This is a genomic window from Natronococcus sp. CG52 (genome assembly GCF_023913515.1).
In the GTDB taxonomy this organism is placed as follows: domain Archaea; phylum Halobacteriota; class Halobacteria; order Halobacteriales; family Natrialbaceae; genus Natronococcus; species Natronococcus zhouii.
The window spans coordinates 190,409-203,888 of the sequence record NZ_CP099393.1 but is presented as its reverse complement, the minus strand read 5'-3'; the positions used below and the strand labels follow the sequence as shown (position 1 = coordinate 203,888).

Annotated in this window: 10 protein-coding genes and 1 pseudogene; 9 read left to right on the top strand and 2 right to left on the bottom strand. The window is 51.6% G+C overall.

Translation table 11 applies throughout. The features are described 5' to 3' along the window. The first annotated feature begins 279 nt into the window (after nucleotides 1-279). The 4 genes from NED97_RS22310 to NED97_RS22295 all read left to right on the top strand — a co-directional run bounded on the left by NED97_RS22310 (nucleotide 280) and on the right by NED97_RS22295 (nucleotide 4,689). Nucleotides 280-1,413 (top strand): mandelate racemase/muconate lactonizing enzyme family protein, encoded by a 1,134-nt coding sequence (locus NED97_RS22310; RefSeq protein ID WP_252490964.1) that lies wholly within the window; start codon nucleotides 280-282, stop codon nucleotides 1,411-1,413. Nucleotides 1,414-2,114: 701 nt separating this feature from the next. After that, nucleotides 2,115-3,137, top strand: coding sequence for a zinc-dependent alcohol dehydrogenase (locus NED97_RS22305; protein WP_252490963.1), 1,023 nt, complete (start codon nucleotides 2,115-2,117; stop codon nucleotides 3,135-3,137). 4 nt (nucleotides 3,138-3,141) lie between these two features. Further along, complete coding sequence (locus tag NED97_RS22300) at nucleotides 3,142-4,158, top strand: Gfo/Idh/MocA family protein (RefSeq protein WP_252490962.1); 1,017 nt, start codon at nucleotides 3,142-3,144, stop codon at nucleotides 4,156-4,158. A gap of 129 nt (nucleotides 4,159-4,287) precedes the next feature. Beyond that, the gene (locus tag NED97_RS22295) at nucleotides 4,288-4,689 is read left to right on the top strand and encodes a VOC family protein (protein WP_252490961.1); all 402 of its coding nucleotides are present in this window, start codon (nucleotides 4,288-4,290) and stop codon (nucleotides 4,687-4,689) included. A gap of 222 nt (nucleotides 4,690-4,911) precedes the next feature. On the opposite strand, the gene NED97_RS22290 is transcribed toward NED97_RS22295, so the two are convergent. Further along, nucleotides 4,912-6,312, bottom strand: coding sequence for a glycerate kinase type-2 family protein (locus NED97_RS22290; protein WP_252490960.1), 1,401 nt, complete (start codon nucleotides 6,310-6,312; stop codon nucleotides 4,912-4,914). 427 nt (nucleotides 6,313-6,739) lie between these two features. On the opposite strand from NED97_RS22290, the gene NED97_RS22285 reads away from it, so the two are divergent. From NED97_RS22285 to NED97_RS22265, 5 genes and pseudogenes are all read left to right on the top strand, one after another. Next, nucleotides 6,740-7,732, top strand: a complete 993-nt coding sequence (locus NED97_RS22285; RefSeq protein ID WP_252490959.1) for a 3-hydroxyacyl-CoA dehydrogenase family protein — start codon at nucleotides 6,740-6,742, stop codon at nucleotides 7,730-7,732. 138 nt (nucleotides 7,733-7,870) lie between these two features. Beyond that, nucleotides 7,871-9,046, top strand: coding sequence for an MFS transporter (locus tag NED97_RS22280; RefSeq protein WP_252490958.1), 1,176 nt, complete (start codon nucleotides 7,871-7,873; stop codon nucleotides 9,044-9,046). A gap of 404 nt (nucleotides 9,047-9,450) precedes the next feature. Continuing rightward, entirely contained in the window at nucleotides 9,451-10,806 is a 1,356-nt protein-coding gene (locus NED97_RS22275) for an NAD(P)H-dependent oxidoreductase (RefSeq protein WP_252490957.1), read from the top strand. A gap of 132 nt (nucleotides 10,807-10,938) precedes the next feature. Further along, a pseudogene (locus NED97_RS22270) lies at nucleotides 10,939-11,350 on the top strand (IS1595 family transposase); the annotation flags it as partial. A gap of 62 nt (nucleotides 11,351-11,412) precedes the next feature. Continuing rightward, nucleotides 11,413-11,796 (top strand): hypothetical protein, encoded by a 384-nt coding sequence (locus NED97_RS22265; protein WP_252490956.1) that lies wholly within the window; start codon nucleotides 11,413-11,415, stop codon nucleotides 11,794-11,796. Between the two features lie 241 nt (nucleotides 11,797-12,037). Here NED97_RS22265 and NED97_RS22260 read toward each other — a convergent pair whose 3' ends face one another. Beyond that, nucleotides 12,038-12,877 (bottom strand): aldo/keto reductase, encoded by an 840-nt coding sequence (locus NED97_RS22260; RefSeq protein ID WP_252490955.1) that lies wholly within the window; start codon nucleotides 12,875-12,877, stop codon nucleotides 12,038-12,040. Nucleotides 12,878-13,480 lie beyond the last annotated feature (603 nt).

The window sequence follows — 13,480 nt, the reverse complement described above, 5'->3', positions numbered from 1 at the left end:
GTACTACCTTTTGCCGGATCGCTCTCCTCGTCCCAAACGAACCTATTGATAAACTGACGGCTGGTGAAGAAATAGAGTGCGATCACTATCCGATTTACTTTCAGGGATGCCGCCGGTTACTGTTGGAGTTTGGACCATCGGTTACCGGTATTCGACCTGACCATGCAGAATTCTGTAGTAAGGCAGGATGGTAGAAGTTGTACTTTCGATCTCTTGACGGCTCATTTTCAAATTTGACGTAAGGTTTTTTAACTGATGCATTTGTTGTTCACATACACCATGCAAATCGAGCATGTCGAACCGATCGTATTAGAAAGTGCTATTGATACCGTTGCGCTTCAGAGCGGCAGGACGTCGTTCGACGCGACCGTTACACCAGTCGTCGTGAAGGTCCACACCGATGAGGGAATTACGGGGTTAGGAGAGACGTACCTCGACGACCCAGTCGGACTTAAGGCAGAAACAGCGGCGAAAGGAATGGAAGCCGTGGGACACGAGATCGAGGGCAAAGACCCGCGCGACGTCATCGCTAGGTGGCACGAGATGGATATCCACGTGAAACGCGAAGGATCGTATCGTGCACTGAGCGCCATCGATGAAGCGCTTTGGGACATCAAAGGGAAACATGCGGGTGAACCCGTGTACGAGTTGTTGGGTGGCGAAGTTGGCGAAGTTCAGGCATACGCAACCTTCCCCTTTTCAAAACCGATTGATGAGCTAATCGAGGACGGTCACTGGCTGGCTGAAAAGGGGTTCCCGCTGATGAAAATCGTCGCTGGCCATGGAGTCGAAGAGGATCGAAAGCGGATCCGACAGGTCCAGGAGAACACACCAGATGAACTGGACTTAGCCATCGATTCGAACACGACTTACGACTTTAAAGACGCCCTCGACGTCGGGGAGACAGCGAGCGAGTACGGTCTCGAGTGGTTCGAGGAACCGATTTCTCACAATAACGTCCAAGGCCAGGCTGAACTGAATCGGCGGCTCTCGGTATCTATCGCGGCGTATCAGAACCACGTAACGCACTATCCCGCAACTGATCTCCTCGAATCGGCGGCGCTTGAAGTGTATCAGCCTGCTCTCGACTTCGTTGGCGGAATTACGGCGGCAAACCGAGTCGCGACGATGCTCGAACCGTACGACAAACGACTTGTCCCGCACGCATTTGGCCCTATTATCAACTACGCCGCGAGCGTCCACATCGCCGCCGCGAGTCCGGCTTGCGATCTCATCGAATTCGGGGTCTATACAGACGACATCGACGATCCGGGGCGATACATCGCAAGTCCGTACGTAGAGAATCCCGAGGCGATCTACGTGGAAGATGGCGGCCGAATCCAGCCTCCGGAAGAGCCCGGCCTCGGAATTCGACTCGATGAAGACGCCGTCGAAGAGCATCGACTGAACTGATCCAGTACGTCTCGGAACTACATCGCGGTCACTGGGTTCGCGAGATAGTTTATCGAGGAGCCGCAATCGACGGTATTTGTTACATTTCTAATTAATTAATTATTTATCAATTTCCAAAAATGGGGGTAACTATTTACTTCTTAGAGAGGTCGCTGCGGTGTCCACAGCAGAACAGCTGACAAAAGCCAACGATCGAACTTTCTGAAACCAATTCGTGTATTACTACAATGTTCGGAGACCGCATCAAACTCTCGATGGAAACATACCAATCGAGGAGGATCAGAACTAGACGGTGTCGTTACAAGATGGTTGTAACCCGTTAGATACTTCTCTTAAATACGAAACGAAGAATAACACAAATTGTAATAAATTCGATGAAGGCGTCTATCGATTCTCATTGTGAATTACTCACCTGACAAATGTTATGATAGACCGCCTTTTTGATTACAGTAGTACTATTGTAAGAGATTCGAGGAGGATAACGCTATCCCATCAATCAATTTTGATTTTCTACAACGGTCAGTCTCATTCACAGTGACCTCAACCCGAATATTACAACAAAGATGTAATCGAATACCCTGAGAGCGTTCTGGAAATAGTAGTTGATACGACTGCTACTGAAAAACGAGTTATCCAAATATACCACGGGCTTGCCTTCTCCCAAAGTATTATATATATTCGAATCAATCTCCGGCCTGAACATGGAAGTTCAGAGTGTGCGGATGCCTGACCCAGAAGAGCTGGAACTAGTCGAACGAGATTTGTCATTAGACGAGGATGAAGTGCTTGTTGAGACAGCACAAGCGAGTATCTGTGACGCGGATCTTCGCGCATGGAAGGGGCTCCCGATTTCGGATGATCTCCCTGACGGGATTTTTGAATACCCCGGACACGAGGGGAGCGGAACTGTCATTGAAGTTGGATCGAAGGTCCGTGAGTACGAGCCAGGGGACGATGTGATGCTCTTCGGACCGAATAATTCTTTCTCGTCGCATTTCAAGGCGCCTGTCGACAGTCTTCAACCAGCACCGGACGAAATTGACCTGGAACTGGCCAGCCTCGAGGAGCCGGCTTGCGTCGGCATCTACGGTGTCTTCCAAAGTGGTGTACAACCGGGCGACGATGTCCTAATCACAGGGTTGAACTTTCAGGGCCAAATCGCAGTCGAAGGGCTGAAAAAGAAAGGCGCGGCGACCGTTATCGCAGCCGATCACCGTGACGCCCGGTTGGAAGTTGCGAAAGAACGTGGAGCAGATATTGTCGCAAATACCGAAACGGACGATATCGCCTCGATCGTTCAAGAGCATACACAGTATAATGCCAATGAAGATGCGAGTGGTCATGCGAGCGGTGATGCAGGCGTAGACGTGAGTTATCACTCCTGTGGCTACTGGAATCCACATGCGGAGGAATATCTTAACATGGCAATTCAACAGACTCGCGACGAGGGAATCGTCGTCTCCATTCCGGACGTATTTGATCCAATCGAGGTCGATTTACACCGTATTCATCATCACGGCATGGAAGCGCGATTTCCAAACCTCATGCACCACGGTCCGGAGTTCCTTGACAGGTGGGTTTCCCGGCTCATGAAGCCAATCGTTAATGGAACACTCGACATTCGCTCTCTCGTCACTGATTCGTACCCTATTTCGGAAGCGAACGAGGCGATGGAGCAGTATAGTTCGGACGAGTCACAAATCAAAGTTATGCTGACACCATAGGACAATGAGCTCGAAAATTAACATTGCTGTTGTCGGATTAGGAAGGGTCGCGAGAAGTCATATCGATGGCATCACTCATTGGGACAACCTGTGTGAACTAACAGCTGTCGTCGATATCGACGAATCCCGTGCGAAAGCTACTGCAGATGAATACGGTGTCGAATATTATACCTCGACGGAAGAGGCGTATGATAACCCGGATATCGATGCCGTTGTGGTTTGTGTTCCCCATCACCTCCATGCTCCAATCGCCATTGAAGCGCTCGAGGCTGGGAAACACGTCCTGGTCGAGAAGGTCATGGCTACCTCGGTTGAACAAGGTGAGGCCATGGTCGAAGCGGCCGAAGAGAACGACGTTAATCTGATGATTGGCCAATCACGGCGATTCTTCTCCTCTCTTAAGGAGGCCAAAGACCGGATCGACGAGATTGGAAAGCCACTGAATCTTCAGTACACCTTCGCCTGTCACTTCGATATCGAATCTGCACCACCGTGGTGGCAGTCTGAAGAAAAAACGGGGGGACTCTCATATCCGATGCTCGGATCTCATAGTATCGATTATACCCTTTGGATGTTGGACGATCGAGAACCGGTTTCGGTGTACGCCTCAGGTACATCCAATAACGATGATTTCGAAGGTCACGATGATGTGACTCTCGTCATCAACTTCGATGACGGAACCCACGCGACTAATTTCCTCTCGATCAACAACGCGCCGATAAGACATCAAGGGCTAGTCGTCGGAGAGGATGGTTCGATCTTCTGGGACCAAAAGGGAGATCACAGCGGTGAGCTAGTCGGTGTCGCAACCACGAACCTCGAGATAAACGACGAGTCAATCACACAGGCAGGGAACGAACCGCACAACTTCGCGCTCCAGATGAAGGAGTTCGCCGAATCGATCCGAGACAACCGTCAACCGGAGGCATCTGGTCGAGAGATCCTGACCCAGCTTCGAATCATCGAAGCCGCGAAACAGTCCGCAACCGAAGACCGCGAGATAGCGCTGACCGAAAACTAGCGTTCCTAAGTCACGATAGCGGGAAACACGCAGAAAGTCCCCTCGGACCCAGCCCAGTTCATCTTCCGTCTCGTTGTTTTGGCCGCTGATTTGCCACATGTTTAAGTAGATAGATACAGATCGTAACTTATGATCGATGATCTACATCACATTGGGCACATAGTCGATAATCTCGAGCAGTCGGTCGATTACTACACGAATATCTTGAACGGTGAAGTAACACAGACGGGAAGCGTCGACGAGAAAGTCGACGTGGCCTTCGTCGACCTACCTGGATATCAAATGGAAGTTATTTGCCGCCACGAGCGTGGAACGTATCTCGACGGATTGCTCGATACACTGTTGGAGCAGTCGCGTTATCACATCGCGTTCGCCGTCTCCGACATCGAGGCATCGATGGAAAAGTTCGACACAAACGGGTACGAGATGTACAACAACGAACCAGTCGACGGACTCGGATCGTACGCGCGCGCCTTCGTCGATCCGTCGTCGACCCCCGGAATGCCCGTAGAGTTGATTGAGTACAAATAACTCAATCCCTGATATAGAAACCGGACACATTAGAAATCAGCACAAGTGTCAAACTGGAAGAAGTTCCGAAGCAGTACCTTTCTTCCGTTCCATCCCATAACAATTGTTACTCGACTAACATTGCAATGGTGTATCCCGACTTCATGACGTGTGACGATGATGAGAAAGGGAGGAACGCTTCGACCGTGGAAGCATCCGTAATCGGTCCTGCAGAATGGTGTACTACCCTTCTTCGACGACAAGAACTCGGAGATCGTTCACGTTCGTTCCAGTCGGACCCGTGTGAATTAGCGCCCCAGCTTCTTTGAGTGCAATTCGCGCATCATTACGCGCTAGCGCCATCCGATCTGCTAAGTCGTCGACTGTCGATGATTCGACAATAGCACCGGCGACATTCGTTGCACCGTCGATGCCGTCTGTATCCACACTCGCAACAATAACGTTGTCATCATCGAGTTCAAGTGCTGCGCTCAGTGCGAACTCCTGGTTCGGTCCACCATCACCCGAATCATCGACTAGCGTAACAGTTGTTTCTCCACCAGAAAGGAACACGACTGGAGGTGAAACAGGGTCACCCGTCGCTCGAGACTCTTCGGCGATCGCGACGTGAGTCTTCGCCGCTTTACGGGCTTCACCGCGAACATTCGCGGACAGTACAACAGACTCGTATCCTCGCTCTCGCGCTTCGGTACGCGCGGCCTCCAAGGCGGTCCGGTTGCTCGCCAGAACGTATGTCGACGTGTGAGTGACTTCAGTAGCTGTGGGAGTTTCTAGCTGCTGACCCCGTTGGCCGTCCCGAAGATGGTTGACCACTGCAGCCGGTGGATCGATAGAGTAGCGTTCGAGGACATCAAGCGCATCGTTGAACGATGTCGGATCCGGAGTGAACGGCCCACTGGCGATCACGCCAGGGTCGTCGCCGACAACATCACTGAGTAGAATTCCGATGACTAATGCCGGGGCAGCGGCCTGTGCCAGACGCCCACCCTTGATCCGTGAGATGTGCTTGCGGACCGCGTTTATCTCCTCGATAGTCGCGCCGCTTTCTAGCAGAGCTTCGGTCGTTTCCTGCAAGTCGCGAAGCGAGACCCCGTTGACGGGAGCAGGAAGTAGCGCACTTCCGCCGCCGGAGATACAGCCGATGACGAGGTCATTTGGGCCGGCGCGTTTGGCAGCCTCCAAGACACGCTCAGCAGCAGCCACACCACGCTCACTCGGAACAGGATGGTCGCTTTTCAAAACCTCGATTTGGTTCGTCGCCGCTACCACGTCTGTAGCCACGATGCCCTCAGTCAGGTGCTCCCCGAACTCTGCCTCAAGCGCCTTTGCGAGGCGGCCTGCAGCGTTTCCACCCCCGAGAACGACGATTCGATCGTACGCGCTGAGATCGTGGGTAGACGATTCCGTGGCAGCATGTAGTGGTGAGATCGTTAGTTGATCTCCATTAACTTCGATAGAGGTCTCGATTACGGTTGCTGGATGAGCAGCTTTGATATCTCGTTTGACACATGCCAATGCCACTTCGTGGCCCTGTGTCCGGGTAAGACGGCTATGGTTTTTGATCATTAGATAGCATTGCTTTTCTCCAGCATCTTCTATGTATCGCCGATGATCCGCCGACATCAGCCGTCGATCGACGGAAGTTAGAAAACACTCAAATTGAAGATACTAACTCAAGATTTGTAGATGCGTAAACCGATACAAACGCCAGGGACAGGCGTTCTCTAGTCTTTGCTTGCGTGAGGGGACGTTCACGTGCACAGTGTATTTACTATCGTCTTCCAAACTTACCCACCAGACCAAATCAAGCTCTTTGAGGAGACGGCGAGACGAGTGACCGTAGCAGCGCATCACCCCACGTACCTTTATGATGACCTCGAGTCGATCTGATCTCGCTTTCATTCATATAGAACGCAGTGACATCTCTTCTTTGGATCCACGGGTTGGAGAAATTCCGGTTTCGTCCACACGAGACCGATCATTCGTTTATCCTAAAAAGTCTTGCAGTTATTCTAACTGATACGCCGCATTTCAAGCACCATTTCGACATATGGCAGATCTGAAGATTGATCATGGAAAACTATTACTAGGAGGGAACTGTGATATCCAATTCATGACGTCCGTTCAAAAGATAACGATCATCGGTGCAGGTATTATGGGCTCTGGGCTCGCAACACAGTTTCTAACGAACGACGTTGAGGTCGTTCTAGTTGATCATCGCTCGTCTAACATCGACCGCGCGATGTCCCAGATACATGACAATATACTGTTCCTTCGACCGAATGCCGATGAGGATGAGATCCAGACATTGGTCGACGAGCAGATCGATACGTCACTCGACCAATCTGATGCCGTTAGCAATGCTGATCTCGTTTTAGAAACGATTTCCGAAGAACTCAGCGCAAAGCGAGACTTGTTCGAAGCCCTCGAAGAGGACGCACCCGACGAAGCAATTCTTGCTTCGAACACGTCTGGAATCAAGATCACGAAGATTGCAGCTGAAGTCCCACACGTTGCAGAGCGGATCGTCGGTTGTCACTGGTGGAATCCACCGTATCTGATGCCTCTCGTCGAAATCGTTCCGGGACAAGAAACCGCCCAAACAACCATCACGCGAACGAAGGAATTCATCGAGGACATCGGCAAGAGACCAATCGTCCTCAACAGAGATGTCCCTGGGTTCGTTTGGAACCGCATCCAGTTCGCAGTTCTCCGGGAGTGTTTACATCTCGTTGAAGAGGATGTCGCCTCGGCCGAAGATATCAACGCCGCTGTCAGAGACGGGTATGCACTCCGGACAGCTGCTGTTGGTCCGTTGGAGACGGTCGATATTTCCGGTCTCGAGCTGTTTCAATCCATTTCGGAAAACCTCTATCCGGAACTCTGCAATGCTGAGGAGCCTCATGGAGTCTACGAGGAACTACTACAAGAAGGCCGTGACGGAATCGCCGACGGAGAAGGGTTCTTCTCTTATAATCGCTCCTCCGAAAAGATAATTCAAGAACGTGACGAACTCCTACGTGCGATAAATAACCAAAAATAAACCACCTTTCGAGTAATCGAGGTTGTGTGTATGTGGATCAGCAAGGTTGCGAATTCCAACCCCACCACGGGACTGATTTTTATCTAGTCATCGGAACATTGAAGTCTTGAGAAAGAATCCCTAACCATACGTATCGAAATGGATCAGCTACGCTGGAGATATCAGTATACGATCCTCGCGCTCTGTACTGGCGCTTTTTTCGCAACCATGGTGGCCAGGCTCGGTATCAGTCCGCTTGTGCCTGCAATAACGGCTAACTTCAGTATTTCGAATACTGCGATTGGACTTGCTCTCTCAGGAATGTGGTTAGCGTATGCTCTCGCACAGTTTCCGAGCGGTATTCTCGGAAATCGATTCGGAGAGCGAATAGTCATCCTCATCGCTATCGGGGGGACGACCGTAATGACTATTTTGCTGGCTGTATCTCCCGTATTTCCGGTATTCGTGGTTTTCGTGATTCTATTGGGTGGTGTTGCCGGGCTCCATTATAGCGTCGCAACGACGTTTCTCACGCGAGTCTACAAAGACAGCATTGGAACGGCAATCGGCATTCACACGGCAGGAGGACCCGCCGCGGGATTGATTGCACCACCCGCAGCTGCGTGGGTAGGAACGCAATTCGGGTGGCGAGCTGGCGTTGCGATCGGCGCCGTAGTTGCAGCACCCGTGTTCGTGCTATTCGCGTGGCGTATCCGCCCGACTGACGCAAAGGAACCAGATAAGCCGATGACCGAGAAACTTGAGTTAGGGCCGCTCGTGTTGCTTCTCTCCCGACCGTCGATCGCGTTTACGGTTGGGATTGCTGCGAGCTTTGCTTTTATTTGGCAGGCGATCGCCTCGTTTCTTCCGGCGTTTCTGATCGATTATCACGGTCACTCCGCGACATTGTCCGGACTCGTATTTGCCGGGTATTTTGTCGTTCAGGCGGTTACAAAACCCTTCGTCGGATCGCTCTCGGACAAATACAACCGGGATAGCGTCATAATCGGTTGTATGCTGATCACATCTGTCGGATTCGGCGTTTTTCTCGTCTACTCATATCTCGTCGCGATTGGCGTTGCCGTCTTGTTAGTCAGCATCGGATTAGGTGTCGAATCAGCAATTGAACCTCGGTTTATGGATAATCTGTCCGCTGAAGAACGAAATACCGGCTTCGGACTCGTAAGAACAGTGTATCTTATACTTGGGTCCTTGGGATCGGTTGTTGTCGGGTTTCTCTCGGATATCTTTGGATGGCTGGTCGCGTTCGGCGCACTCACTGTACTCTCCTTAGCAGTTCTGGTAGCGATTGTGATTACAAGCATACTAGAATAGACGGTTGCATCGACACTGTTGGCTCGACCGACGAAGTGGCTAGTGACGCATCTATCTCGAACGCCCACCAGAATCGCTCAAACACCGATGCTAGGCTTGAGTGATTCATATCGGTCGCATTGCGACCGGGACGTCGAGTGGGTGTGGGTACTCGAGCGGTGTGTGATTCACAAGAGGGTTCTCTACGAAAATATGCGGTCAACAGGACGAACGGAGTGGGATCAACGAATCCACCTCGGTTACCTGAATCAGCTGTTTAGGTATGGTAAGCAGATATTCTCGAGGCGTTCTCGGCGAAGTGCTATCACGAAATATCAACGATGGACTACCGGATACGTTCGACGTTCCGAATTGCAGGAACCCCAATATTTAAACCATCTCTTGGACATTCGCTTACTTGGATTATGATCAGTATCCCCACAAAATTGGCTAATCAATCGGATCCAATAGCGGTCGGCGTAATCGGCGCCGGTCTCTTCGGAGAGAACCTCATCGATCAGATCGAGCAGGTAAATGGGATGAAAACCGCTGCAATCGCAGATATTGATACGGAGAAGGCGAAAGACGCGTACGACTCTGGCGGCGTCGACGATGAAAATATCGTTACGTTGAATGACCCGGTGGCTGCGTCTAAGGAGATTAGGAACGGAAACAGGGTAATTTTTTCGGATGGATTAGACCTCATCGACGCAGATATCGATGTTGTGGTCGAAGCGACAGGAATTCCGAATATCGGTGCTCGACACGCGTACCATGCCATTCAGGACAAAAAGCACGTCGTTATGGTGACAGTCGAGGCAGACACCGTCGTCGGACCTATTTTATCAAAGATGGCCGAGAATAATGGCGTCACCTATACGATGGCGTACGGCGATCAACCAGCACTTATCGTCGAACTGGTCCACTGGGCGCAGACGATCGGACTCAACGTAGTCGCAGCAGGAAAGGGCAACGCGTACCTCGAGGAAAACCAGTACGAAACGCCGGACGACGTCTTCGACCGAATGGATTTCGAACACGAGTTCGTCGAAGAGCACGATCTCAATCCACAGATGTGGAACTCGTTTATCGACGGTAGCAAACCCGCCATCGAAATGTGTGCCGTCGCAAATGCGACCGGTCTTCGCCCCGACGTTCCCGGCATGCACTATCCGACGGCCGAGATTCCGGAAATAGGAGACAAACTACGTCCGAAATCTGATGGTGGGATATTGAATAGCACCGGTGTCGTTGATACCGTTAGCACGCTCTACCCGGACGGGAGTTCGGTCGACAACGATATCAGTAACGGCATTTTCGTCGTAACAGAGGCACCGGTCGGTCGAGTGCAGGAGTATCTCGAGCAGTACGATGGTGATGGGTTGTATACCTCGAACAATGGGAAATACCAGGTTTTCCACCGACCGTTCCACCTGCCAGGACTCGAAACCCCGGTCAGTATTGCGAACGCCGCGCTTCGAAACGAGGCTACTGGCACCTCAGATAAACACGTAGCCGAAGTCGTCGGTGTGGCAAAACGCGACCTTGAGCCGGGCGAAGAGATCGATGGCGGTGGCGGATACACGGCATTCGGACAAGTCATCGAGGCGTCGACGGCTGCGGAAGAAGATTACGTTCCCTTTGAGCTGTTGGACGGCGCAGAAGTGACCGAAGAGATCGCAAAGGACGAGACGATCACGTACGAATCCGTGGATATCGACCAAAGCTCGTTCTTATACAACCTCAGACAACTACAGGAAGAGCTGATCAGCGTCTCGTAAGAGAATTCTCGGGCGCGTATCGGCTACCGTAATCGATCAGCGGACGATTTTTTATCGAACACGATAGAGGTGGTCGGTCGCGGTTGGTCGCGACCGATAACCGCTTATCTCAGTCGTCTCGAACTCTCTATACGCGGAACGTATCACGAGGATAAGCCACCGGTGTTCATTCTGGTTGACCGTGTCACCGGAAATCGCTACGTGATCCCAGCGAAAGCCATAGACGAATCGACGATTCGACTCCTGCTGGCTGACCGTCAGCAGGAGTTGCTCACCTTCTATACTAACGCCTTTCAGCGTACGAACCGCTGGACAAGGACGACGCATTCGACCGCTAATACGTCGTTCACGGCGAGGGCGAATACGCAGATGGAGACGTTCTACCTGCGAGAGCCAGGGGTCGCCGGTGCGACTGAGCTTCTCGCCCCATCGAGGTATCCCCAAAGACAAACTTACACCGTATCTCCGTGCTTTCTAGCGACGCCGTCGTGTCTATCGAAAAACAGGGAAAGAAGCGCTCAAAACTATCCTCGAAACTGCACTGTGCCTCACCAACAATCTACGCCACAAGAGCGATCGAAAATATCCAGGGCTCGAAGGCCGAGGGTGAAGCTACACAGAAAAATGCAGCCGAAGTCTATCGGGAATCTGAGGAGGTTGTTACCCGTCTCGGACAGAAAGCTAATGAGTGCGGTGAGGTTAGGCCTCGACCTGCCGACGGCGATTTCACACAACGCTACGACGGGGACGTCAACAACGAAGCCCTTCGAGGATATCGCCGGCGCATTCAACGAGATGCTCACGGACCTCAAGCAGACGATCGTCAACATTCAGAAGTTAGCGGAAGATATCGAGAGAACCAGTGCGGATGCAATTGAGCGTGTCGGAGCGATCGAACGCGCAAGCGACGATGTAAGCCACTCGATCGAAGAAATCGCGCCGCGGCGTCGGAGCAAAACGAACGGTATCAGCAGGCCTACAATGAGATGAACGACCTGTATGCGCCCGTCGAGAAAATCACGTCGATCGCTGATGAAGTCACATCTCGATTCAGTCAGGTCACAAATAAGGCCAACATCGTCGATGATACCTCCGGAGAAATACAAAGACCTCAAGGGTTAGGACATCTGCCTCAACAGCCTATGAACAGTTCGAAATTCGAATAGCTAACAACTGTTTACAGTAGGGAGAATCTTACCAGGCCCCAACACTGAGTGTTCACGGTACAGTGCTATTGCGAGATGCCATATACGTCGTCGTTCCAGTTTCTGGTACGATCATCGTAGACTGGATAGTTACGGTCACGCTGGTCGATACGCTTGTGGTCGGATGCATCGAGTTCCCAGCCGAATAATTCACTGTTTTCACGGATATGTTCAGGTGACGTCGACTTCGGAATAACGATGATGTCGTTCTCAACGGCCCACTTCAAAACAACCTGCGCAGGTTTCTCATCATATTTCTTAGCTATTTCTTGAACGACCTCGTCGCTGAGGATTTCAGTTCGAGCCAACGGAGCGGCGGCCTCCACAAACGTCTCGCTCTCGCGACAGTAGTCGATCCAGTCCGGCCGCTGGAGCCACGGATGGTATTCGATCTGGTTGACTGCGATAGGCGTTTCTGAGATGTGGTGCGCGATGCTGAGCTGGTACGGACTGAAGTTCGAGACGCCGATGTTCCGAACCTTCCCGTCGTCATGAAGTGTCTCCATCGCGTTGAGAGTCTCTTGCAGCGAGATGGCGGGATTGGGCCAGTGGATTAAGTAGAGGTCTAGATAATCAGTTTCCAACCGCTCCAACGACCGGTCACACGCTCGAAGAACCGACTCATAGTCGAGATTCTTCGGTAACACTTTCGAGGTGAGAAACAGCTCCTCGCGGTCGTAGTCGGCAATCGCGTCGCCAATTTCACTTTCATTCATATACCCCTCGGCGGTATCGATGTGAGTGTATCCGGCATCAAGCGCGATACGCACAGAGTCTTTGACCGTATCACCGGCTATATCCCAGGTTCCCATACCGACAACTGGCATATCGTCACCGCTCGGCAGTGTCACTGACGGCGTATTCATCGTTGTGTGTCATACTCCCACACGACAAATATATTAATGTTTGCGTTTATAGCCTCGCTTCGAAGCTGCTGAAGACAGGAAAATCAGCTATGCTACACCAGTTCAGAGCCGGGGGGTCAAAACGCGATGTATGGCGATGGATTCTCAAACTGCCCACCATCGATTTCGATCTGATTTGGCTCCCTGACTACCCGGAGACCGTCGTATTGACACCCCTCCTTATAAGCGCCTGAGATACGTCCAGCGTGCCGAGGTGCATCGTGTCTGCTGCTCAAGGCACTCGAACCTCAACCGAATCGACGACACCGATTCTCAAGAGCGATGCGATCAGTTCCGCATGATCCGTTTCGACGATGGGTGGCAGTAAAATTCCTCGAATCGTGTTTGCAGTAATCGCGTTTATCAACGTACCATCATTGTTTAGTTCGTCGGAGGTGTCTGAGTAAACAAAGTCCGAGGATTCCATACTCATTGCGTTCTGGGTCGTTTCGGTGAGTCCGCGGATGAGAGCTTGATGTCCGGGAGCTCGGGGTTCGTTGGTCGTAAACAGTTATCAATCGATGACGTTTGTATTGAGCCATGTCTACTCATGTCTTGGCAGTC